This window comes from bacterium (genome assembly GCA_035281585.1).
Taxonomy (GTDB): Bacteria; UBA10199; UBA10199; order DSSB01; family DSSB01; genus DATEDP01.
In genome coordinates this window covers 1-22617 of sequence record DATEDP010000167.1, presented here as the reverse complement: position 1 = coordinate 22617, position 22617 = coordinate 1, and the positions used below count along the sequence as shown (strand labels likewise).

Annotated in this window: 26 protein-coding genes; 21 read left to right on the top strand and 5 right to left on the bottom strand. The window is 62.8% G+C overall.

The genetic code is table 11. From position 1 onward, the window contains the following. The first annotated feature begins 60 nt into the window (after positions 1–60). The 4 genes from VJR29_14730 to VJR29_14715 all read left to right on the top strand — a co-directional run bounded on the left by VJR29_14730 (position 61) and on the right by VJR29_14715 (position 3393). Entirely contained in the window at positions 61–870 is an 810-nt protein-coding gene (locus VJR29_14730) for a class I SAM-dependent methyltransferase (protein HKY64658.1), read from the top strand. After that, the gene (gene purE / locus VJR29_14725; GenBank protein ID HKY64657.1) at positions 867–1367 is read left to right on the top strand and encodes a 5-(carboxyamino)imidazole ribonucleotide mutase; all 501 of its coding nucleotides are present in this window, start codon (positions 867–869) and stop codon (positions 1365–1367) included. The genes VJR29_14730 and purE overlap by 4 nt, the downstream gene beginning before the upstream one ends. Next, the gene (locus VJR29_14720) at positions 1368–1985 is read left to right on the top strand and encodes an L-threonylcarbamoyladenylate synthase (GenBank protein HKY64656.1); all 618 of its coding nucleotides are present in this window, start codon (positions 1368–1370) and stop codon (positions 1983–1985) included. A 109-nt stretch (positions 1986–2094) separates the two neighbouring features. Beyond that, a complete protein-coding gene (locus VJR29_14715) occupies positions 2095–3393 on the top strand; it encodes a DUF1015 domain-containing protein (GenBank protein HKY64655.1) in 1299 nt (432 codons plus the stop codon). Positions 3394–3583: 190 nt separating this feature from the next. Here the strand turns inward: VJR29_14715 and VJR29_14710 are convergent, their stop codons facing one another. Both VJR29_14710 and VJR29_14705 read right to left on the bottom strand, forming a co-directional pair. Continuing rightward, positions 3584–3733 (bottom strand): hypothetical protein, encoded by a 150-nt coding sequence (locus VJR29_14710; GenBank protein ID HKY64654.1) that lies wholly within the window; start codon positions 3731–3733, stop codon positions 3584–3586. Next, positions 3734–4099: a metallopeptidase family protein gene (locus tag VJR29_14705; protein ID HKY64653.1), complete on the bottom strand. Its 366-nt coding sequence runs from the start codon at positions 4097–4099 to the stop codon at positions 3734–3736. A gap of 41 nt (positions 4100–4140) precedes the next feature. On the opposite strand from VJR29_14705, the gene VJR29_14700 reads away from it, so the two are divergent. The 8 genes from VJR29_14700 to VJR29_14665 all read left to right on the top strand — a co-directional run bounded on the left by VJR29_14700 (position 4141) and on the right by VJR29_14665 (position 11314). Further along, on the top strand, positions 4141–4863 hold the full coding sequence (locus tag VJR29_14700) for a methyltransferase (GenBank protein ID HKY64652.1): 723 nt from the start codon (positions 4141–4143) through the stop codon (positions 4861–4863). A 55-nt stretch (positions 4864–4918) separates the two neighbouring features. Next, positions 4919–5335, top strand: a complete 417-nt coding sequence (locus VJR29_14695) for a cobalamin B12-binding domain-containing protein (protein HKY64651.1) — start codon at positions 4919–4921, stop codon at positions 5333–5335. Beyond that, entirely contained in the window at positions 5332–7164 is a 1833-nt protein-coding gene (locus VJR29_14690) for a carbamoyltransferase (protein HKY64650.1), read from the top strand. The genes VJR29_14695 and VJR29_14690 overlap by 4 nt, the downstream gene beginning before the upstream one ends. A 1-nt stretch (position 7165) precedes the next feature. Next, complete coding sequence (locus VJR29_14685) at positions 7166–7561, top strand: SxtJ family membrane protein (GenBank protein ID HKY64649.1); 396 nt, start codon at positions 7166–7168, stop codon at positions 7559–7561. Further along, a complete protein-coding gene (locus VJR29_14680) occupies positions 7561–7713 on the top strand; it encodes a DUF5989 family protein (GenBank protein ID HKY64648.1) in 153 nt (50 codons plus the stop codon). Before VJR29_14685 ends, VJR29_14680 begins: the two co-directional genes overlap by 1 nt. Before the next feature lie 6 nt (positions 7714–7719). Next, positions 7720–8778 (top strand): SGNH/GDSL hydrolase family protein, encoded by a 1059-nt coding sequence (locus VJR29_14675; GenBank protein ID HKY64647.1) that lies wholly within the window; start codon positions 7720–7722, stop codon positions 8776–8778. Further along, positions 8778–9839 (top strand): SGNH/GDSL hydrolase family protein, encoded by a 1062-nt coding sequence (locus VJR29_14670; GenBank protein HKY64646.1) that lies wholly within the window; start codon positions 8778–8780, stop codon positions 9837–9839. Before VJR29_14675 ends, VJR29_14670 begins: the two co-directional genes overlap by 1 nt. A 185-nt stretch (positions 9840–10024) precedes the next feature. Then, positions 10025–11314 (top strand): hypothetical protein, encoded by a 1290-nt coding sequence (locus VJR29_14665; protein HKY64645.1) that lies wholly within the window; start codon positions 10025–10027, stop codon positions 11312–11314. A 38-nt stretch (positions 11315–11352) separates the two neighbouring features. Here the strand turns inward: VJR29_14665 and VJR29_14660 are convergent, their stop codons facing one another. Next, positions 11353–12135, bottom strand: coding sequence for an enoyl-CoA hydratase-related protein (locus tag VJR29_14660; protein HKY64644.1), 783 nt, complete (start codon positions 12133–12135; stop codon positions 11353–11355). Between the two features lie 46 nt (positions 12136–12181). Here VJR29_14660 and VJR29_14655 point away from each other — a divergent pair, with 46 nt between their 5' ends. The 7 genes from VJR29_14655 to VJR29_14625 are packed head-to-tail and all read left to right on the top strand — an operon-like array spanning position 12182 to position 20219. Next, positions 12182–13798, top strand: coding sequence for a carboxyl transferase domain-containing protein (locus VJR29_14655; protein ID HKY64643.1), 1617 nt, complete (start codon positions 12182–12184; stop codon positions 13796–13798). Positions 13799–13810: 12 nt separating this feature from the next. Continuing rightward, positions 13811–14599, top strand: coding sequence for an enoyl-CoA hydratase-related protein (locus VJR29_14650; protein ID HKY64642.1), 789 nt, complete (start codon positions 13811–13813; stop codon positions 14597–14599). Then, positions 14596–16101 carry a biotin carboxylase N-terminal domain-containing protein gene (locus tag VJR29_14645; protein HKY64641.1) on the top strand — a complete coding sequence of 502 codons (1506 nt, stop codon included), beginning with the start codon at positions 14596–14598 and terminating at the stop codon, positions 16099–16101. Before VJR29_14650 ends, VJR29_14645 begins: the two co-directional genes overlap by 4 nt. Next, entirely contained in the window at positions 16098–16607 is a 510-nt protein-coding gene (locus VJR29_14640) for a biotin/lipoyl-containing protein (GenBank protein ID HKY64640.1), read from the top strand. The genes VJR29_14645 and VJR29_14640 overlap by 4 nt, the downstream gene beginning before the upstream one ends. Then, entirely contained in the window at positions 16582–17640 is a 1059-nt protein-coding gene (locus VJR29_14635; protein ID HKY64639.1) for a phosphatidylinositol-specific phospholipase C domain-containing protein, read from the top strand. The genes VJR29_14640 and VJR29_14635 overlap by 26 nt, the downstream gene beginning before the upstream one ends. A 44-nt stretch (positions 17641–17684) precedes the next feature. Continuing rightward, positions 17685–19268 (top strand): hypothetical protein, encoded by a 1584-nt coding sequence (locus tag VJR29_14630; protein ID HKY64638.1) that lies wholly within the window; start codon positions 17685–17687, stop codon positions 19266–19268. Positions 19269–19310: 42 nt separating this feature from the next. Next, on the top strand, positions 19311–20219 hold the full coding sequence (locus tag VJR29_14625; GenBank protein ID HKY64637.1) for a hypothetical protein: 909 nt from the start codon (positions 19311–19313) through the stop codon (positions 20217–20219). A gap of 167 nt (positions 20220–20386) precedes the next feature. On the opposite strand, the gene VJR29_14620 is transcribed toward VJR29_14625, so the two are convergent. Continuing rightward, on the bottom strand, positions 20387–20815 hold the full coding sequence (locus VJR29_14620) for a hypothetical protein (protein HKY64636.1): 429 nt from the start codon (positions 20813–20815) through the stop codon (positions 20387–20389). A gap of 130 nt (positions 20816–20945) precedes the next feature. Here VJR29_14620 and VJR29_14615 point away from each other — a divergent pair, with 130 nt between their 5' ends. After that, entirely contained in the window at positions 20946–21521 is a 576-nt protein-coding gene (locus VJR29_14615) for a hypothetical protein (protein HKY64635.1), read from the top strand. An 18-nt stretch (positions 21522–21539) separates the two neighbouring features. Next, positions 21540–22136 carry a hypothetical protein gene (locus VJR29_14610; GenBank protein ID HKY64634.1) on the top strand — a complete coding sequence of 199 codons (597 nt, stop codon included), beginning with the start codon at positions 21540–21542 and terminating at the stop codon, positions 22134–22136. Here the strand turns inward: VJR29_14610 and VJR29_14605 are convergent. Beyond that, on the bottom strand, positions 22137–22617 hold a 481-nt coding region (locus VJR29_14605; GenBank protein HKY64633.1), incomplete at its 5' end, for a hypothetical protein.

Below are 22617 nucleotides of genomic sequence, written 5' to 3'. Positions count from 1 at the left end.
CGCGCTCAGGCCAGCGGATTCGGATTGACGAAATCAGGTCCGATGATAGGTTCGACGGCCATGGATCCATTAGCGTCTTTCAAGGAAGAGCAAAAGCTGAGGTGGGCTCACTTCGCGCCGCTCGGGGTTTTTTCAGCGGTTCCGGCGGCGCGCTTGGTGAAGTTCGCCGGGGTGAAAGCCGGCCAGCGGGTCTTGGACGTCGCTTGCGGAACCGGCGTGGTGGCGGTGACCGCCGCCCGATCGGGAGCTCAAGTTTCCGGGATCGACTTGACACCCCACTTGCTCGAGTTCGCCCGGGAAAATTCCCGCATCGCCGAAGTCGAGGTCGATTGGCGGCAAGGCGACGTCGAAGCTTTGCCTTACCAAGACGCCGGCTTCGACGTGGTCCTCAGCCAATATGGCCACATGTTCGCTCCCCGTCCCGAAGTGGCGGTGGCCGAGATGCTCCGGGTGCTGAAGCCGGGCGGAATCCTCGCCTTCTCGACTTGGCCGCCGGAGTTCTTCGTCGGACGGGGTTTCCTCTTGGCCGGCGCTTATCTGCCGCCCTTGCCGGCCGGCATCGCCCCGCCGCCCTTATGGGGCGTTCCCGAGATCATTCGCCAGCGTCTCGGCTCGGCGGTGAGCCGGATTGAATTCGACGTGGGCCGCATGACGATCCCGGCGCTCAGCCCCCAGCATTTTCGGGCCATGATCGAGCGAACCGCCGGCCCCATCGTCCGATTGGTCGAAACGCTCTCGGCCTCGGACCCGGAAAAGCTCGCCGAATTTCGGCGCCAATATGAGGCTTTGGCCGCCGAATATTTCGAGGAAAACCAGATGCGGCAGGATTACCTCATGACCCGAGCCGTCAAAATTAAGGAAAGTCCATGACGTCCACGAAATCCACTTTGGATGTCGCCATCCTGATGGGTAGCGACAGCGATCTCGAAACCATGAAAGCTTGCCAGGAGGTGCTGAAGGAATTCGGCCTCGTCAGCGAGCTCCGGGTCCTCTCGGCCCACCGGACGCCGGAAGCCCTGGCCGCCTATATGAAGGAAGCCGAAGGCCGCGGGCTGAAAGTTTACGTCGCGGCGGCCGGAATGGCGGCCCATCTGGCCGGCGCGGTCGCCTCGAAGACGGTGAAGCCGGTGATCGGCGTTCCGCTCGACGCTTCGCCGCTGGGCGGGATGGATTCGCTGCTTTCCACCGTCCAGATGCCGGCCGGAATCCCGGTGGCGACGGTGGCGATCGGCAAGGCCGGCGCCAAGAATGCCGGATTTTTGGCGGTGCAGATTTTGGCGGCGAGCCAGCCCGAGCTGGCCAAGAAGCTCGAGGAGCAGCGCCGCAAGAACGCCGAGAAACTCTTGGCCAAAAACGAGAGCCTCTGATTGCGCGAAGTCGATTTCCAGCAGGGCCTGGAAACCTTGCGCCGGGGCGAGCCCCTGGCCTATCCCACCGAAACTTTCTACGGATTGGGCGTGGACATCCGCCAGGAGGCGGCACTGGACAAGCTCTTCGCACTCAAGGGACGGGGAGCCGATCGGACGGTCTCGGTGCTGGTTTCGGGACTGGAAGAATTGAAATCATTGGTTGTAGATTTAGATGATAAGATATTGAAAATAATCAATAATTTTTTACCAGGGCCTTTGACCTTGGTCTTGCCGGCCCGGGCCGGGCTTTTGCCCAAGCTGCTCTCGGCGGGGGGCTATGTCGGCCTTCGCTGGAGCTCCGACTCGCTGGCACAGCGGCTGGTCCGGGACTTCGGCGCTCCGATCACGACGACCAGCGCCAACTTGAGCGGCAAGCCGGCGGCGACGAAAGCGGCCGAGCTTCGGGACTACTTCGGCGACACCGATCTGGCTTGGCTGAACGGCGGCGATTTGCCGGCCTCGAAGGGCTCAACCGTGGTGAAGGTCGAGAATGAAAGTTTGAAATTGATTCGAGAGGGAGAGATTCCCTTCGCCGACTTGGAAAAAATTTTCCCCCCTTTGAAAAAGGGGGGGTAGGGGGGATTTAAAGATCGTTGCATTATGCCGAATATTTTTTATAAAACGGCGCTGCAAAATCCCCCCAACCCCCCTTTTTCAAAGGGGGGCCGGACCTACGAAAGAAAATATGACCAAGATTGAAGCTTTTCCAGGACTTCGTTTCAACCCCGAGAAGGCGGGCGATTTGGCCGCTGTCATGGCGCCGCCCTACGACGTCATCGATCCAGCCTTGCAGGACAAGCTTTACGCCCGTTCCGCCTTCAACGTCGTCCGCATCGACTTGGCCAAGGAAGAGGCCGACTTGAGCCGCTATGCGGTGGCCCAGCATACTTTCTCGACCTGGAAGCAGAAGGGGATCCTGGAGCGCGACGCCAAACCCTCGGTCTATCTTTACTTCCAAACTTACTCGCTGCCCGACGGCCGCCGCCTCACCCGTAAGGGCTTCATCGCCCGAAGGAAAGTCGAGAGCTTCGCCGAGGGCGGCGTAAAGCCCCACGAGCAGACCTTTCCCGGCCCCAAGGCCGACCGGCTCAAGCTGATGCAGGCCACCAATGCCAGCTTCTCGCCGATCTTCGCGCTTTTCCCGGATTCGAAGCAGGAGGTCGGCGTCCAGCTCGAGGCCTTGAGCCAGGCTGCGCCCGACATTCAGATCCGCGACGACAAGGGCGACGAGCACCGGCTGTGGCAGGTCGACGATGCGGCCGCCATCGCCAAGCTGCTGGGCGCGGTCCATGACCGGCCCCTGATGATCGCCGACGGCCATCATCGCTACGAGACCGCCCTGGCCTTCGCCGAGGAGCAGAAGGCCAAGCTCGGCGCGGCCTATCGCGGCGACGAGCCCTTCAATTATGTGATGATGTATCTCTGCGCCTTGGAAGATCCGGGCCTGGTGGTCCTGCCGACCCACCGGGTGCTGGATCAGCGGCCCGACGTCGAGCCGGCGCTGTTTTCGAAGCTGGTTTCGGAATACGCCAAGATCAAGACCTTCGCCGCCGCCGAGGCCGAGGCGGCCATCGCTCATTTGGAGGACGAAGGCGAGCGCGAGCATGCCCTGGGCTGGGTCCACGACGGCAAGATCGAGATCCTGACCTTCGACGCCGAAAAGCTCCTGAAGAGCGAGTCGCTGAACCATCTCCACTTCGCGATCCGCGACCTCGACGTCACCATTCTTCACGACCTGGTGATGGCCGAGCTGCTCGGCGTTTCCAAGGGAGCCCAGAAAGAATATGGCAACATCCACTACGTGAAGGATGGGAAGGAAGCGATCGCCTTGGCCGAGTCGAAGCAGACCTTCGGCTTCCTGATGAACGCCACCAAGCTGAAGCAGATCGAAGCGGCCATCGACATCGGCGAGAAGATGCCGCAGAAATCGACCTTCTTCTATCCCAAGCCGCTGACCGGGCTGGTGCTGTATGATTTTGCGTAGTAGCCCGTCATTCTGAGCGGAACTTACCCCCCTTTGAAAAAGGGGGGCAGGGGGGATTTAAAGCCGCGGCAGGCATCTGAACCTGCGTTGGGATTTGTGCCACCGCTTCAAATCCCCCCTTGATCCCCCCTTTTTCAAGGGGGGGGAATCGCAAGATCTTTGCCTCTTTCTCCTAGAATCGACGGCTTGCTTAAGGCTGCACTTGCTTCCCGCGCCGGATCCTTTTCCAAACCTTCGCCACCACCAGCCCCAGGAACAAAAGCAAGAGCCAAGCACCGCCCAGGAACCACATGATGTCGGCCTTGTTGCCGCGGCGGAACATGTCGATGAGCAGGTCCAATCAGTACCCCAGCTCCCGCAGCCGCTTGTCGTCGATGCCGAAGTAGTGTCCGATCTCGTGGAGGACGGTGCGGCGGATCTGGTCCTTCAGCTCCTCGCGGCTGTGGCAGACCGACTCGAGATTCTTCTTATAGAGGTAGATGCGGTCGGGCAGGACATTGCCGTAATAGGCGCCCCGGTGATTCTGGGGAATGCCGGTGTAGAAGCCGAGCAGGCCGCGGCGGCTCACGCCCATCTCTTCCTGGATCTCGCGGCTGGGGTAGTCTTCGATAAAAATGTCGACGTTGTGGATCTTCTCCGACAGATCGGGCGGCAGCTCGTCCAAGGCCTCGTCGACCACCGCCTCGAACTCCTCTTCGCTGAGCATGGGCTTTCCTTCCGGCATTCCCTCTGCTATCGGCTTAAGGGATGCCGCCGTCAGATAAAACCGATTTTATCCCCCTTGACCAGCCCAAAAAAGGCTATCGCTACGGCATCGATTCGCTGCTTCTGGCCCGCTTCGCCGAGCTCGGTCCCGAGGACCGGATCTGCGATCTGGGCTCGGGGGTCGGCGTGCTGGCCCTTTGGGCCCTGACCAAGCGGGGAGCCCGCCACGCGGTGGCGGTGGAAGTCCAAGAGCCGCTGGCCCGGCTGGCCTTGCAAAATGCCGCCAAGCTTGGCGTGAAGGACAAGCTTGAGGTCTTCACCGAGAACTGGAAGCGGGTGAAGAAAATCCTGAAGCCCCACAGCTTCCAGGTGGTTTTGAGCAATCCGCCCTATCGCCGGGCCGAAAGCGGCAAGGTTCCGCCGGACCGCTCCAAGGCGATCTGCAAGCATGAGATCGAGGGCGCCATGTCCGACTTAATCGACGCCGGCGCTTATTTAATGAAGCCCGCGGGCCGTTTCTGCCTGATGTACCCGCCGATCCGGCTGGAGGAGTTGATCTTGGAGCTGAGCCGGCGCAAGCTCAAGGTGGCTCGGATGGCTTATATCCATCCTTACCGCGACCGGCCGGCGACCCTGGTGATGGTCGAAGCGGTCCGCTCCAAGACCCGGGAGCTCAAGGTCGAGGCGCCGATCGTCGTTTATCGCGATGCCGACCATTATATGCCCGAAATCGAGGCCTGGGTCGGTCCCAAGCGGCGGGTTTGACTTGGGCGGGAAAATTAAGGTAGGGGCTGCCACGTTCGGTTCTTAAGAGGGAATCATGGCTTCCGAAAGAAAACTTCGCATTCTCGTCGGCAAACCCGGTCTCGATGGCCACGACCGGGGCGCCAAGGTCATCGCCCGGGCCTTCCGCGACGCCGGCTTCGAGGTCATCTATACCGGCCTCCACCAGACCCCCGAGATGATCGTCAACACCGCCATCCAGGAAGACGTCGATGCGGTCAGCCTGTCGATCCTTTCCGGCGCCCATAACTACGTCTTCCCCGAGGTCATCCGCCTGATGAAGGAGAAGGGCATGAAGGACGTCCTGGTCTTCGGCGGCGGCATCGTGCCGGACGACGACATTCAAGAGCTCAAGAAGCAAGGCGTGGCCGAGATTTTCACGCCCGGATCCTCGACCCAGGAGATCATCGATTGGGTGAAGAGCAACGTCAAAGCCAAGAGCGAGAGCCTTTGACCGGGGTCGTCCTCGGCATCTCCGGCTATTACCACGACAGCGCCGCCGCCCTTCTTCGGGACGGCCGGATCCTCGCCGCCGCTCAAGAGGAGCGTTTCACCCGCAAGCGCCATGACGCCCGCTTTCCCGAATGTGCGATTCGCTACTGCCTGGATGAAGCCGGCCTCCGCTTAGACCAAGTCAACGCCGTGGTTTTCTACGAAAAGCCGCTGGTCAAGTTCGAGCGCCTGCTCGAAACCTATTTGAGCTTCGCGCCCCGTGGCTTCGCCTCCTTCCTCAAGGCCATGCCGGTTTGGCTGAAGGACAAGCTCTACCTCAAATCGGTCTTGAAAATGGAGCTGAGCCGGCTGGGCGAGCTGCCGGTGAAAAAATTGCCGCCGCTTTTCTTCACCGAGCATCACCGCTCCCACGCCGCCAGCGCCTTCTTCGCCAGCCCTTTTTCGGAGGCCCTGGTGCTTTGCTTGGACGGGGTCGGCGAGTGGACTTCCTCATCGGTCTGGCTGGGCAGGGGCGGGCGGCTCGAGCTGAAGCGGGAGCTGAGCTTTCCCCATTCGCTGGGCTTGCTTTACTCGGCCTTCACCTACCACACCGGCTTCAAGGTGAACTCGGCCGAATACAAGATGATGGGCCTCGCGCCCTACGGCGAGCCCCATTACGTCGATCTCATCCTCGAGAAACTGATCGACCTGAAAGACGACGGTAGCTTTCGCCTCGACATGGATTATTTCGATTTCGCCACCGGCCTCCGGATGACCAGCCCGAAATTCGACGCCTTGTTCGGGCCGGCCCGCCAGCCCGAGTCGCCGGTGACCCAGCGGGAGATGGACCTGGCCCGCTCGATCCAGGTGGTCACCGAGGAGACGGTGCTGCGGATCTTGCGCCATGCCAAGGCCGACTACGGAGTGGACCGGCTCTGCTTGGCCGGCGGCGTCGCCCTCAATTGCGTCTGCAATGGCCGGATCGTCCGCGAAGGGCTGTTCCGGGACCTCTGGATTCAGCCGGCGGCCGGCGATGCCGGCGGGGCCCTCGGCGCCGCGCTTTCTTATTGGCATGAGCATCTCGATCGGCCCCGCGATCCCTCGGCCGGCGATCGGATGGCCGGCGCTTATTTGGGGCCGAGCTATTCGTCCGATCAAGTGCGCCTGACTCTGGATGCCTTCGGCGCCGACTATGAAGTCCTCGCCGAGGAGGCGCTGCTCGACCGGGTTTCGGATTTGCTCGGTGCCGGGAAGGTGGTGGGTTGGTTTCAAGGCCGGATGGAATTCGGCCCCCGGGCCTTGGGCGCCCGCTCCATCCTGGGCGACGCCCGCGATTCCCGGATGCAGTCGACGATGAACCTCAAGATCAAGCAGCGCGAGTCTTTCCGTCCCTTCGCGCCGGCGGTGCTGGCCGAGCGGGTGAGCGACTATTTCGAATTCCACGGCGCCAGCCCCTATATGCTGGTGGTCGCCGAGGTCCGGCCCGACAAGCGAATCCCGGCCGACGGCAAGGATCTCTTCGGGATCGACAAGCTCCGCCTTCCGCGCTCGGTGGTGCCGGCGGTCACCCACGTCGACCACTCGGCCCGGCTCCAGACGGTCCATGCCGAAACCAACCCGCGCTTTCACCGGCTCTTGCGGCGCTTCGAGGCCAAGACCGGCTGTCCGATGCTGATCAACACCTCCTTCAACGTCCGGGGCGAGCCGATCGTCGAAAGCCCCGAGGACGCCTACGGTTGCTTCATGGGCACCGAGATGGATTACCTGGTCGTCGAGAATTTCATCCTCAGCAAGGAAAGGCAGCCGCGTCAGGGCGAGGCCCAATGGCGGCGCCGCTTCGAATTGGACTGATATGGACGCGGCCATCTCCAAAAATGAATTGCGGCGCTTCGGAATCGTCGTGGGCGCGTTTTTCATCGCCGTCTTCGCCCTGGCGCTGCCTTGGATCTGGGGCCGGCCCTATCCGCGCTGGCCCTTCTACGCCGGTTCGCCGCTGATCCTGCTGGGCTTGATCGTCCCGGCCTGGCTGCGGCCGCTGCATTTCCTTTGGATGAAGCTCGCGGAAGGTTTGGGCTGGATCAACACCCGGATAATCCTTGCCATCCTATTTTTTCTGATATTCACTCCGCTGGCCCTCATCCGCCGCTTGCTTGGCAAAGATCCGCTCGGCCTGCGCCGAGAGGAATCGGCGACTTATTGGCGCCAAGCGGCGCCGGACTCGAAACCCCGTTTCGATAGGCCCTTTTGATGCTCGACCTGCTCAAAGACTTTTGGCTCTTCATGGCCGAAAGAAAAAAATGGTGGCTCTTGCCGATCGTTCTCGTCCTGGTCCTGCTCGGCGGCTTGGTGATCCTCGGCCAGGGCAGCGCCTTGGCCCCCTTCATTTACACCGTCTTCTGATCGGCGATGAGGAAAAAGCTTCTCAAGATCGCTTTGACTCTCCTGGCCGGTTACCTTCTGCTCGAAGCTGGCACCTATTTCTTGATGGGCTACGTTGGCATCATCGCCGACCGGCCGAGTTTCAATTGGGGCAGGATCGGCGTGCACTTCTACAAGGACGTCCCCACCGACTGGGCGATTTGGCATGAGCCCAATTCGACCTTCCGGCACCTGCGATCCTGCTTCGACATCGAATACCGCTTCAATTCGGAGGGGATGAGGGATCGGCCGCGGGAACGCGAAGGAGCTTCTTCCCGCGTGGTCGTCCTCGGCGATTCTTTCATCGAAGGTTGGGGGGCCGAGGAGGAAGCGCGCATGACCAATCTTTTGGAGCGGGCCAAAGGCAAGGAGTTTCTCAATTTTGGATGCTCCGGCTCCTTAGGGCCCATTCAGTATTATTTGGTCTACGATCGGCTGGCCAAGTTATTCAGCCACGATCAAGTTTTGGTCGGCATCCTACCGGCCAATGATTTCGATGACGACAATTACGAGCTTTGGGTCGACTCGGGACGGCGCCGGCCTTTCTGGGTGGGAGAAGGGGCGAATCGAGAGCTGCGCTACACCGAGGCCAAGCCGAGAAATGGCTGGGGCCCTCGGCTGCATCGATTCTTGAAGGAGTATTCCTATTTCTATAATGCCTTCGAATCGCTGAAACAGCGTTGGAAGTGGCGCCAGCGTAACGTGCAAGCCGGCATACACTCCAGGTTCTACGATTTCAGCGAGGAAGAGATGGAGCGGATGCTCTTCTCTTTGCAAAAGTTGCGCGAGGCCTCCCGGGGCAAGAAGCTGACTCTGATGCTCATCCCGCTGTATCCCGACGCCAACCGTTACGCTCAGGAGGGCAAATCGCCCTTGACCAAGCGTTTGGAAGCCTGGGCCGCCGGGCAGGACGTCGTTGTCATCGATCTTTTGCCCTGGTTTCAGCAGCGCGGGACCAAGGTCAAGGCCTACTCCCATCGCTGCGACAACCATTGGAACGCTCGGGGCCATCAAGCCGCCTTCGAGCTGATTGAAAAGTATTTCTAATGAACAAGACGACTAGAAAGCTGACATTTGGCGCCATCCTCCTTCTTTCGGGCTATTTCTTGCTTGAGGCCGGCACCTGCGCGCTGATGAAAATGAACATCCTACGGGGCGAGATGCCGACCTTTACCTGGAGCCGGATCGGGATTCGCCACTTTCGCGACATTCCCGAGCCCTGGGCGACTTGGCACGAGCCCAATTCCACGTATCACCATGCCTGGGCCTGCTTCGACCACGTCTACCGCTTCAACTCCGACGGGATGCGGGATCGGCCGCGGGAGCGGCAGGGCGCGGCTACGCGGGTGGTGGTTCTGGGCGATTCTTTCATTGAAGCTTGGGGAGTCTCGGAGGAGCAGCGCCTCACCAATTTGCTGGAGAAAGCCAAGGGGCGGGAGTTCCTCAACTTTGGGACTTCCGGCTCTTTCGGGCCGCTCCAGTATTATTTGATATACGAAAACCTGGCCAAAGCTTTCAGTCATGACAGCGTCCTGGTCGGCATTCTGCCGATGAACGATTTCGACGACGACAACTATGAGCTTTGGGCCCGGAAGGGGAGGCGGCGGCCTTTTTGGGTCGGGCAGCCGCCGGAGCTGCGCTATACCGAGGTCATCCAGTTCGACAGCGCCTATCACCGGTTTCGACGCTTCCTGAAGGAATACTCCTACTTCTTCAACACGGTGGAGGACCTGTATCAAGGCTGGCGGTATCGCCGGCGCAGCAGCCAGGAAAAAGTCGTCTCGCGCTTCTACGATTTCACCGAGGAGGAGTGGGGAAGGATGCTTTTCTCCCTTCAGAAGCTTCGCGAGGCCTCAAGGGGCAAGCGGCTGACCCTCGTGCTCTTTCCCATTCGCCAGGATCTGAAGCGTTATCGGCCGGGAGAAACACCCCCACTGACATCGCGGCTCGAAGCTTGGGGCAGGGAGCAAGACGTGGAGGTGATCGACCTGGTTCCCTGGCTCCACGACTATCAAAAGGACTGGGAGGCCTATCATCTCCCTTGCGACAATCATTACAGCGCTTTCGGTTATCGGGCCGCTTTCGAGCTTGTCCAAAAATATTATTGAACGGGGTTGGCTCGCCTCAGCCCAATCGAAATTGGGGTGAGCGATCCTCGCCACCGTTCATTTCCAAGACCGATTTTCTTTAAATACTCTTTATTTCTAGGGATCTTATTAATCCAAAGGTATGGTACCCGTTTTGCATAAGGTTCGACTGCACACCAAAATGGGGCACGTCGCGAAGGAGTCTTATGACCTGCCCCCGAATTCCGTCTCACGCCGTTCCCCTTTCCTCGGAAATTCCGTCGCCCGCTCCCCGTTCCGGCCGAAGAAGCCGCGGCCGTGGAGAGGGCGCCAGCGCTTTTCAGCGCGGCGGCAATCCGGCCGACCGCTTGGCCCAAGGAATTTGCACCAGCGCTCCGCGAGGCCCTCGATCCCTAACCTCGATTCCCGGTCTCTTGTCTCAAGCCGATCGCGCGGCGACCGCCGCCGAAAGCGTTTCGCCCGCTTCGGCCGCCGCTGACCTCAACCGGGGCGTTGAAGCTTACAATGCCGCCGTCCAAGCTTGGCGGGCTTATGAATCCGGCCGGCCGGCGGGATCGCCGCCTTCGGGCGTGATCCGCGGTTTGCCTTTCAACCTGGTTCGTGAGCGGCTTCTCGCCGCCGCCGAGCGCCGGGGCTTTCGCTTGCGGGAGCTGGAGGCCTCACCCTCGGATCAGCTCCTAGTGCGGCCCGGCGAAATTGAAACGGCCGGCGGCCCGATGAGCCAGGCCGAGGTGTCGAGCGCGGTGCTCCGTTTGACCCGGCTGCGCAACCGGATCCGGCAGCTGGATCGCATTGAAGACGACAGCGAGCGCCCGATGACCGAGCGGCTTCGGGCCGCGGCTTCGGCCGTGGCCTTGACCCGGCAGGCTTCGGAGCTGATCCAAGCCCTCCGAACCGAGGCGCCGAATCCCCGCGATCCCCGCATCCTTCGCTTGAGCAGTGAGCTTTTGCACGTGGCATGCGACGATTCGCCGACCGAAGGCCTGACTTATCGCGACGACGCCGAGTGGGTGGCGGGAGCGGTGCGGCTCTACCAGGACACCGCCCGCAATGCGATCGGCGCCATCGCCGACCGGCGCCATGAAACCGGCCCGCTGAATCCGGTCTTGCGGGCCCGCCTTCATCTCTTGCGGGCGCGGCGGGCGGCCTATGCCTTGACTCTCGCGAGCGATTCGGAGGCCGGCACTCGCTTGGCCGCCGAGCTCGGTTCCCAACGCGTCGCCTTGCAAGGCGATCTCCTGCGCCAACAGCGGCGCGCCGTCCGAGCCGACGTCCGTGAAGCCACTCGGCTCTTGGCCCGGGCCGAGGCGGTGCTGGGCTCGGGACGTCGCGTCTCCGAAGAGCGCCGAGCGTCGGCGCTCGCCGACTATCGTCGCGGCAGCGAAATTCTCTCTTATTTAATGGAAGCCTCGCCCGGCAATCCCCGAGTCCGGCGCCTGAGCGCCGATCGGCGTTGGGCGAGGTTGGATGCCGCGATGGCGCGAACCGCAGCCTAGCAGTTCCACGTCATCCTTCGCTTCGCTCAGGATGACCTTCAACGCCCCTCGAACTTCGGCGCCCGCTTTTCCTGGATCGCCTTCACGCCTTCTTGCAAGTCATGGGTGGCGAAGCTCTGGGCCTGGCCGGCCGATTCGTAGTCGAAGACTTCCTCCAAGCCGGCCAACACCGCCCGCTGCACGCCCTTCTTCATGATCTTGAGGGCCAGCGGCGCGTTGGCCGCGATCTGTTCGGCGATCTCGCGGACCTTGGCCTCGAGCTCGGCGGCGGGGAAGACCTCGTTGACCAGGCCGAAGCGCTTGCCTTCCTCGGCGCCGAAGGTGCGGGCGGTGAAGAGCAAGTCGGCCGCCACCGCCGGGCCCGCCAGCTTGGTCAGCCAATAAAGCCCGCCCATGCCCGAGCTGAGCCCGATCTTGGCGAAGTTGGCCGCCAGCTTGGCATTGTCGGCGGCGTAGCGCAGGTCGCAGGCCAAGGCGATGAGCAGGCCGGCGCCGATGGCCGGGCCGTTGAGCATCGCGATGGTCGGCACTTCGATGTCGCGCAGCTTGAGGAACTTGGAGTAGAACTCGATCATCTCCCGCTTGTTCTGATCGAAGCCTTGGGAGGTGTGGTCGAGGATGAATTGGAGATTCCCGCCGGCCGAGAAGGCCCGGCCGGAACCGGAGAGGATCACCACCCGCAGCTCCGAATCGGCGTTGAGGCGGGGGACGATGTCGCGGAGGGCCTCGCCCATCGCCGGGGTCATGGCGTTCAATTCCTGGGGATTGTTCAGGGTCAAGCGGCCGATCGGGCCGTCCTTTTCGAAGAGCAAGAGCGACATAAAAATCCGTTGAAGATTGCCAGGCCCCATGCCAGAGGAAAGGGCCATGAGCGTTGAAGTTCTTGGCACTTCCCTAGATCCTCGTTCCGCCGACTTTCAAGCAAATTCCGATTACCAGCGGGGCCTGGTGCGCGAGCTGCGCGAAAGGCTGGCCGCGGTCAAGGCCGGCGGCGGCGAGGACGCGGTCGCCAAGCATCGCAAGCGCGGCAAGCTGCTGGCCCGCGAGCGGATCGAGGCCTTGCTCGACCCCGATTCGCCCTTCCTCGAATTTTCCACTTTGGCGGCTCACGGTATGTACAACGGCGAAGCGCCGGGCGCCGGCATCGTCACCGGCATCGGCTTGGCGCAGGGCCGCGAGGTCCTGGTCATCGCCAACGACGCCACCGTCAAGGGCGGCACCTACTATCCGATCACGGTGAAGAAGCATCTCCGGGCCCAGGAGATCGCCTTCGAGAACCGCTTGCCCTGCGTCTACCTGGTCGATTCGGGCGGCGCCTTTTTGCCGCTCCAGTCCGAAGTCTTTCCCGACAAGGAGCATTTCGGCCGGATCTTTTTCAACCAAGCCACGATGTCGGCCGCCGGCATTCCCCAGATCGCGGTGGTGATGGGAAGCTGCACCGCCGGCGGGGCTTACGTCCCGGCGATGAGCGACGAGACCATCATCGTCAAGGGCAACGGCACGATCTTTCTCGGCGGGCCGCCACTGGTGAAGGCGGCGACCGGCGAGGTCGTCACCGCCGAGGAGTTGGGCGGCGCCGAAGTCCATTGCCGAAAATCCGGCGTCACCGACCATTTCGCCGAGGACGACGGCCATGCCCTCGAGATCGCCCGCGACATCCTGGCCCATCTGAATCGCCCGGCCAAGACGGCCTACGATTTCCGCCCGCCCGAAGAGCCGCTCTATCCGGCCGAAGAGCTTTACGGCATCGTGCCTCAAGATTTGCGCAAGGGCTTCGACGTCCGCGAAGTCATCGCCCGGATCGTCGACGGCTCGGCCTTCCACGAATTCAAGAAGCTCTACGGCCCCACCTTGGTCTGCGGCTTCGGTCGGATCCACGGGATGCCGATCGGCATCGTGGCCAACAACGGCATCCTTTTCTCGGAGAGCGCCCAGAAGGCCGCCCACTTCGTCGAGCTTTGCGCCCAGCGCAAGGTTCCGCTGCTCTTCCTCCAGAACATCACCGGCTTCATGGTCGGCAAGGCCTACGAGAACGGCGGCATCGCCAAGGATGGAGCCAAGATGGTGATGGCGGTTTCCAACGCCCGGGTGCCCAAGTTCACGGTGGTGCTCGGCGGCTCCTACGGCGCCGGCAATTACGGCATGTGCGGCCGGGCCTACGGGCCGCGCCAGCTTTGGATGTGGCCCAATGCCCGGATCAGCGTGATGGGCGGCGAGCAGGCAGCCAACGTCCTGCTGACCGTGAAGAAGGACCAGTTGGCCGAGAAGGGCCAGCCGGCGATGAGCCCGGAGGAAGAGGAAAAATTCAAAGCGCCGACCTTGGAGAAATACGCTCGGGAAAGCGACGCTTATTTTTCCACCGCCCGGATTTGGGACGACGGCGTCATCGATCCGGCCGACACCCGCAAGGTCTTGGCCTTGGGCTTGATGGCCGCTTACAATGCGCCGGTGCCGGAAACCCCGTTCGGCGTTTTCCGGATGTAGGGAGATCAGGATATGAGCCAAGCCTTCGAGACTCTTCTCGTCGAGCGCGACCAAGGCGTGACCACGGTCACGCTCAACCGGCCCGACCTGCACAACGCCTTCAACGAAAAGATGATCGCCGAGCTGAGCAAGGCTTTCGGCCAATTCGGCAAGGACAAGGAAACCCGGGTCATCGTCCTGACCGGTGCCGGCGAGTCCTTTTGCGCCGGGGCCGACCTCAATTGGATGAAGAAGGTCGCCGCCTATTCGCCGGCCCAGAACAAGGCCGACGCCATGACGCTCCACAAGATGCTGCTGGCGATCCATCGCTGTCCCAAGCCGGTGATCGCCGAGGTCAACGGCGCCGCCGTCGGCGGCGGCGTCGGCTTGGTCGCGGCGGTCGACATGGCCTTCGCGGTCGAGAGCGCGATGTTCGGCTTCTCGGAGGTGCGCTTGGGCCTGATCCCGGCGGTGATCTCGCCTTTCGTGATCCGCAAGATCGGCGGGTCCCACGCCCGCGAGTTTTTCCTGACCGGCGAGCGCTTCTCGGCGGCCAAGGCCCAGGAGATGGGCTTGATCCAGTTCAACGGCGGCCTCGAGTTCGTCCGCGAGAAAGTTCAGCACAAGATCCGCCAGCTCAAGCAGGGCGGCCCGACCGCGCTGGCCGACTGCAAGGTCCTGATCGAGAAGGTCGCCGGCCAGCCGCTCGACAAGATCGGGTCCTACACCGCCGGCCAGATCGCCAAGCGCCGCGGCAGCGCCGAGGGCAAGGAGGGCATGGTCGCCTTCTTGACCAAGCGGAAGCCGGAGTGGAGCGCGTGAAGAAGATTTTGATCGCCAATCGAGGGGAAATCGCCCGCCGGGTCATCGCCGCCGCCCGCGAGTTGGGCTATGCGACGGTCGCGATTCATTCCGATCCCGACGCCCAAGCCCTTCATGTCCGCGAGGCCGACGAGGCTTTCGCCCTTCCCGGCAGCGAGGTGAAGGAAACCTACCTCGACTCCGAAAAGATCCTGGCCATCGCCAAGCAAGCCGGCGTTTGGGCCATCCATCCCGGTTACGGCTTCCTTTCAGAGAATGCGCCCTTCGCCGAGGATTGCGCCAAGGCCGGCATCAAGTTCATCGGGCCCAGCCCCGACACCATGCGCCGTCTCGGCAGCAAGGTCGCCTCCAAGGAGCTGGCCAAGAAAGCCAAGGTGCCGGCGGTGCCGGGCCACGAAGGCGAGCTGCCCGAAGGCGAGGCCCTGAAGAAATTGGCGGCCAAGATCGGCTATCCCTTGCTCATCAAGGCCGCGGCCGGCGGCGGCGGGAAAGGGATGCGGGTCGTCCACGGCCCCGAGGAGATCGAGTCGGCGGCGCGCTCGGCCGAGCGCGAGGCCCTGGCCTTCTTCAAGGACAAGACGGTCTTTTTGGAAAAGTACCTCCAGCGGCCCCGCCACATCGAGGTCCAGATCCTGGGCGACGAGCAGGGCAACCTCGTTCATCTCTACGAGCGCGAGTGCTCGGTCCAGCGCCGCCACCAGAAGATGATCGAGGAATCGCCTTCGCCCTCGATCGATGAAAAATTCCGCAAGGAGATCTGCGCCGCCGCCCTCCGCATCGCCAAGCAGGCCGATTACGCCTCGGCCGGGACGGTCGAGTTCATCGTCGACGAGGAAAATCATTTTTATTTCTTGGAAGTGAACACCCGGCTCCAAGTCGAGCACCCGATCACCGAATTCGTCACCGGCATCGACTTGGTCAAGGCCCAGATCCTGATCGCCGAGGGCCACAAGCTGCCCTTCAAGCAGGACCAGATCGTCCAGCGCGGCCACGCCATCGAGTGCCGGCTCTACGCCGAGGACCCGGAGAACCAGTTCCTGCCGGCCGAAGGAGTCGTCGGCGTCCTCCACGAGCCCAGCCGGCCGGGCCTCCGCATCGACTCCTCGCTGGAGCAGGGCAAGCCGATCCTCTCGCTCTACGACCCGATGCTGGCCAAGCTGATCGCTTACGGTTTCAACCGCAAGGAGGCTTTGGCCAAGATGGACGCCTTGCTCCGCGATTACGTCCTGCTCGGCACCCGGCACAACCTCGATTTCCTCCGCTTCACGCTCAATGCCAAGCCCTTCGTCGAGGGCCATTATCACACCCACAGCGTCGCCGAGCTCTTGGAGAGCTATTTGGAAAAGCGGGGCCGGAACCAAGCGCCGCCGGATCTGGCCTTCGCCATCGCCGCCTTGGCCGGCAAGGCCGCGAAGGGCGCGGCCGCCGCTAGCAATGGCCCGCAGGCTCCGGCCACCGGGGCCGACTCCACTTGGTTGAACGGATTTAGGAACGCCCGATGAAGACCGAATTTCTCTTGGGCGAGGAAAGCCTCGCCGCCGAATGGGAGCGCGAGGGCCCAAGCTTTCGCCTCAAGCTTCAGGACCGCGAGCTGGCGGGCGAAATTTTGCGCTGGGAGCCGCCTTTTTTCAGCGTCCGGCACTGCGGCCACGTCCTGCAGGGCGCCTTCTACCGGGGCGCCGGCTTCGTCGACGTCCATCTGCCCAAAGGCAACTTTCGGCTGAAATTGGCCGATACCCGGCGGGCAGCCAAGGCCGGGGCCCAGGCCGGCGATTTGAGCTCGCCGATGCCGGGCAAGGTGATCCAAGTTTTGGTTCGAGAGGGCGAGGCGGTCAAGAAGGGCGACCTGCTGATGGTCCTTGAGGCGATGAAGATGGAGCACAAGGTCTTGGCTCCCAGGGACGGGGTGGTTGGAAAAATCCAATTTGAAGCCGGCGAGCGTGTCGGCCAAGACGTCGCCCTGATGGAGATCTCCGAAGATCTTGGACCCCCTACGATTCCAACCTAAGCCGCGGCCCGAGTCCCTGGTTTGCGAGGAGATTCCGGTCTGCCGCGCGCCCGAGCCCGAGGTTTCCGAGCCGCCTCGGCCTTGCAATGGCTTCGAAGAGCTTTGCTCCCGCCCGCTCGACCGCACGGTCTTCGCCACCACCCATAATTCCTATGCCGCCCGGCGCGAGGGTTTCATTTCCTTCAATGCCAACCAGTGGAGCGGGATCGAGGCCCAGCTTCGCGACGGCATTCGGGCCTTGATGCTCGATGTCCACCGCGACGAGGGCGAGCTGGCCCTCTGTCACAGCTTTTGCTACTTGGGGCGGACGCCCCATCGCCAAGCCCTGCGGGGCATCCGCGCCTTTTTGGAAGAAAATCCCCGCGAAGTCTTGGCCCTGCTTTACGAAGACCACGTCTCGCCGCGCGAGATCGAGTCGGATTTTCTCGATGTGGGCCTCGAGCGCTACGCCTACATCCATCCGCCGAGCGGGGCCTGGCCGACCTTGGGCGAGATGATCGAGGCCGGCACCCGCTTGCTGGTCCTGGGCGAGCGGGGAGCGCCGCCGCCGGCTTGGTATCATTCGCTTTGGGAGCTGGCCTCGGACAATCCTTACGGCCAGCACTCGACCGCCGATTTCGGCTGCCGGCCCAACCGCGGCCGGCGGAGCAATCCGCTCCTGCTGATGAATCACTGGCTCAACAACGCCTTGGATCTTCCTTCGGAAGAGGGCGCCGGCCGGGCCAACCGCCTCGAGATGCTTTACCCGCGGACGATGGATTGCATTCAAGAGACCCGCAAGGTGCCCAACTTCATCGCGGTCAATTACTATGAGCAGGGCGATCTCTTGGGCCTGGTCGAATTGTTGAACGGCGTCCAATACGACCCCGACTTCCTGCACCGGGCCCTGGATTCCCTCACGGACATGCGGCGGCCCCAGGATTTTTTCCTCTTCGGCCGCGAGGTCCAGCCTTGGTCGCCTTTCCCCACGCCGGAAAGCCCGGCCGACGGCGAAATTCTCGCCTCGCCCGATTCCCTGGCCTTCCGGCCCTGATCCGCAACCTTCTCCGATCCAACCCGATGAAATAACTGGTTAAGATGAGTGTGCCTCTCTCCAGTGGAACGCCAATTTCGGGGCCGGCTTCCTCCGAAGCCAGGCCTGTCTCCGCGCGTCCTCACGCAAAATACATCCGCCAAGCTCTGACCGCGAAGCAAGCCGGGGAATCCGACATCGACCCGCCTTACCTGGAGGAGCTGGCTTCGCTGGAACAGGAGCGCGATCCCGAATTGTTTTGGAGCGGTGCGGTTCGCGCGGTGGAGCGCGGGGAAGCGCGAGAGACGGCATCCCGGCTCCCCGCTATCCTATCGGCCTGGCTGCAAAATCCCGAGTTGGAGCCGCGCTGGCGCCAGCTCCTCGAGCGAAAGCTCGAAGAGTCGCAAGGCCGCGGCTCCTTCGGCGCCCGGGCCGAATTCTTCGTTTCGCAGCTGAATCGCCAGGCCTTCGACCCGAAGGCCGTCGCGCCGATGCTCGCGGCCGGCCTGCTCGGCAAGGCGGTCCAGGTGGCGGCGCTGGGCCGATTGACCGCAGCGGCGCCGGCGTGGTGGTCGCGGGGCCGCTTTGCGCGCTCGGCGGCTTTGGCCGCCGGCTTCGGCTCCGAAGTGGCGCTGCTGGGATCGGCCCACGGCGAATTCGGGCCGACGGCGCTCTCCTTGGCCGCGATGAAGGGCGGTCTTTGGGCGGGAAGCAAGGCCTCCTTGCCGCTGCCCCTGACTTTGACGGCCGCGACCGCGCTCGGTCTCAAGGCCGAGGAAAGATTGGGCTGGCGGGCGCCGAGTCCGCTCGCCGAAACCTTCGCGGAGGCCGGCGCCTCGGCCCTCCACTTCGGCTTGGGTATGAGCTTGGCCTCGAGAATCTTGGGGCCGCGCTTCCGCGAAATCCAGGCCCGGCTCCATCGGGCATCCCGCCCGCCGGCGGATTTTCCCGGCCCGGCCGCGATGTTCGCCTGCCGGCTGGTCAGCGCCAACGGCGCGCCGCCGCTGGCCGGAGCGCCGCCGGCAAAGCCGCAGCCGATGCAGATGTCCGCGCTTCGGCTGCCTTCCGCCATTCCGGCGAGCGACGGGAAATTCCACCCCTTTGAGCTGGAGCTCGCCGACAAGGGATTCGAGGGCCGGCGGCTCGTCGCCGTCCGCGACAAGTCCTCGCTTTGGGCCGAGGTCGAGCGCAAAGCCCTCGTCGAGCAGGGCGATCCGATCACGCCCACCGGCGTCACTCGGGTCAACTTCCGGCTGGAAGAAGGACCGACCAGGGGCAAGGCATTTCTCTATTACGACTCGAAGGCGGTGACGCTCTTCTTCATCGACCTCGAGGAAAGCATGATCACCGGCGGCCCCGCCATGCGGCCGGGCACCGGCAGCGTTTTCCTGGCTTGGTTGGCGGCCCAGGCCAGGCGCGAGGGAAAAACCTTCAACGTCACTCGGATCACCAGCCCGCAAACCGTGCGGATCCTGGAAAAAATGAAGCTGGCCACGCCCAGCTGCCGGGTCGAGGCTTGCGCCCGCCTCAATCCCGAAAGCTACGATGAGGAATACCGGGTGCTCGGAGAATTTTCTTTCGGAGATAAATCCGGTTGGAGCCGCTATCGCGGTGATGCCGATTTCTTCAATGTCTTCGGCGAGAAATAAGAGAAATTTGTCAAAAAGCCGGCCTGGGTGTAATACTGTCGAATGGCCGAGGAGAAACCATCCGGTCCGTCCAGGACCGAGAAGCAAGCTCCGAGCGATCGCCAACCCGCCGGCGAGAAGCCGCCGAGCCGCCCGCCCAACGGCAGCCGGCCGCGCCGCGAAAACGACGGCGGCGGCGGGGAGGGGGGCAAGCCGGCCAAGTCGGGCGGCGCGCTGCTTTGGATCTTCGTCGCCTTGGTAGTCGCGGCGACCGCCTACTTTCTCTACCGTTGCCAAAAGAAGGATCCGGGACCCCATCCCCCGCCCAAGATCACCATCAACGTCAACGACGAATCCTTCTACAAGGCCTTCCTCTCCTCCTTGGATTTTCTGTCGCGGGCCAAGGCCGCTTTCTATCAAGGGCAAAAATGGATGACCGGAGTGCCCGAGAGTTTGCCCGAAACCACCTCGACCGAAACGCTGCCCCAATCGCCGCTTTTCAAGGCCGCCACCCAATTCGCCTTGGCGCTGGAGCAATTCAAATACGCCGAGGATCTAATCAAGAGCAATGAGGGCGGTCCGATCAAAACCGAGCTCAACGTTTGCCGCACCCAATATCTTGAAGCCTTGGACAAATACCAATCCACCGCCAAGCTCTATAACGAGCACGCCAAGGCCAAGTACCAGGAAGAGAACGACAAGCTCGAGAAGTTCGCCTTGAGCGACGCCAATGCCAATTGGGCCTTGGGCGAAAGGCTGATGAGCGATTTCCTGGTGAAAGGCTGCGACGGCGATCTCTTTCGCTACTTGAAGGAGCAGACGCCGGAGATGCGCGGCAAGGTCCTGGGCCAGTATCAAAATTTCCTGGGCTCGGATTACGCGAAATACCGGGCCCCGCTTGAAAGCCAGCTCGGCGTCACCGCCGAGAAAGTGACCCCGCCACCGACCGCGGTACCGGTTCCCTCGCCTTAAACCGTTGACACGATCTTCCCCCCCTTTGAAAAAGGGGGCAGGGGGGATTTGAGAGCCGTTGCAAAGCAATGAGGCTCGATTTCGAGGCTTCTTTCTTCCGGCGACCGCTTTAAATCCCCCTTAGTCCCCCTTTTTCAAAGGGGGAAATAGTCGGTCTTCGCTCATTATCAAGGCAGGTCACGCGGCGTTCCCGCCCTCAGCAAACCGATTCCCAACACCAGTAGACCCAGCGCCAGGATGACGCCGCCGGCATAGGCCAGGTAGATCAGCGAATTCGGCTTCTGGGCCTGGGGCGAGAGCATCGAGAGAAAGAAGGCCGCCGGGACGAAGATCGCGGCGAGCGGGGCGGCCAAGCGGGCGAACCATTTGGCCCCGGCCGAAAGCCGGGCCTCGTCGACGTAGCGCAGGATCACCAGCGAGAGGACCAGATAAACTCCGGCATGGGCATGGCCGGCCCGGAAGAAGTCTTGGCGCAAGGGGTTGGCCGCATAGCTCGGGTCGTGGACGAGCATGGTGAGGAGACTGGCTCCGCCGAAGAGGACGGTCGGCAGGATGACGAGCAGGGCGCCGGCGAGGCGGCGGGATTCTGGGCTCATAATTTCCCTCCTTTGGGTCGGCATTTTCGCTCAGCCTTGGGCGATTGGCACCCATATTCGCAGGATGGGGGAAAGCCCCAGAAAAATTTCAGGCGAGGCCCGATGGGATTCGCTCGGGACCGGGCGCAAGATGGCCGTGATGGACAGCATGACCCTCAAAATCCTCGCCTTGGCAGCCACTTTCCTGGCGATTTCCTCTTGCGCCAAGCGCGAGGAGGCTGTGGTCACGCCGGACAAGGGAGAACCGCGGCAAGGCGGCACCGTGATCATGGTCACAGGTCCCGGTGCCACGCCGCCGCCGGCCACTCCGGGGGCGCTCAATCCGACCGAGCCTCTCGTCGCCGCGACGAACCCGCTGGCAAATCCGCCGGCTCCACCGAACGTCCGCGGCGCCGCGCTTTCCGCCGCGGTGCCGGTGGCGCCACCGCCGCCTCCGACCGCGGTCGAGGTCAACACCCTTTCGACGACCGAGCGAGTCGGCTTGCTCGAATGCGATACCTTCGTCGACCGTTACGTCAGCTGCCTCAACAAAAACGTCCCGGCCGAGCGTCAGGCTCCTTTGGTTCGGGGCTTGGAGAGCGATATCCGGCGTTGGCAAACGATGGCCGCCAGCGCTGCCGGCCGCACCGACGCCGCCAACGAATGTCAGCGAGCCTTCGACCGGACTCGCCAGGTTATGACGCCTTACGGTTGCACCTGGGAATGATTTTTGCCACAAAGGAGCATGGGTTCCCCAGGGCGCCAGGCCTCGATCCTTTGCGGACTCCTGCTCCTCGCCGCCTGTGCGAGCAAGGAAGACCCGGCCTCGATTTTTGAGCGGCCGGAGGAGCCGGTTGGCATCGTGACGATCTTCAGCGAAGGCCCTGGGCCTCAAGCCCAGCCCAGCCCCGAGCCGGTCGAAGAGAAGCCAGAGCTCGAAAAGTTGGACCCGCCGCCCAAACCGCCCAAGGCCGGCTTGAACCGGCGCTATCCGCCGCCGATTCCGCCCGAGCCGCCCTTGGCGCCGCGGGGTCCGCCGATTCCGCCGCGCTATTCGCTGGAGCCGCCGCCCTCCAAGGTGAAGGCCTTTCCGGATTTCAAGGTCGAGCGTTTGGGAATCTGGGAATGCGACAACTACACTTCGCAATATTTGATTTGCATCAACCAGCGAGTTCCCCGGAACCAAGACACTAAGCTGGCCAAGGCCCTCAAACAAAAAGTGGGAGAGTGGAAGCTGAAGTCCGGCACGCCCGAGGGCCGGGACGTCGTGGCCCAAGAATGTCGCGAGGCGATGCAGCGGACCAAGAAGGCGATGCAGCCCTATGTCTGCACTTGGCGCTGATCAGCGGATGCCGTCGTTGTAGACTCGAACCTTCTCGATCCGCGCCTTGTCCGGCGCGTAGAAGTATTCCACGATATAGTCTTCGGTGTAGCGGCCGTCATAGCCGCCGTTGGGCGGCGAGCAGGGCTTGCCGTCGGCCGCGATCGGCTGCTTGTGGGTCGGCGGCCGGGTGCCCGCGATCGGCGCGGCTTGGATGGCGAGGGCTTCGGCTTGGGCCTTGGTGAGCGGCGTCGCCGGCTCGAAATCGACCATCGCGATCACCTGGCTGTCGGTCTTGTAGAGCGGGTTGTAGAAGGCCGCCTTGATCTGGAGGCTCTTGCCCGAGATCGCCAAATAGCGGTGGCCTTGGAGGCAGCCTTCGCTTCCAGTGGCGGCTTGGCCGGCTTGATAGCCCTGGGAGGCCGCCCAAGCCCTGGCCTCGCTTTCGTTGGAGCCGAGGATTTCGCGGGCTTCGGCGGTCGCGCCGAACGAAAGCCAAAGA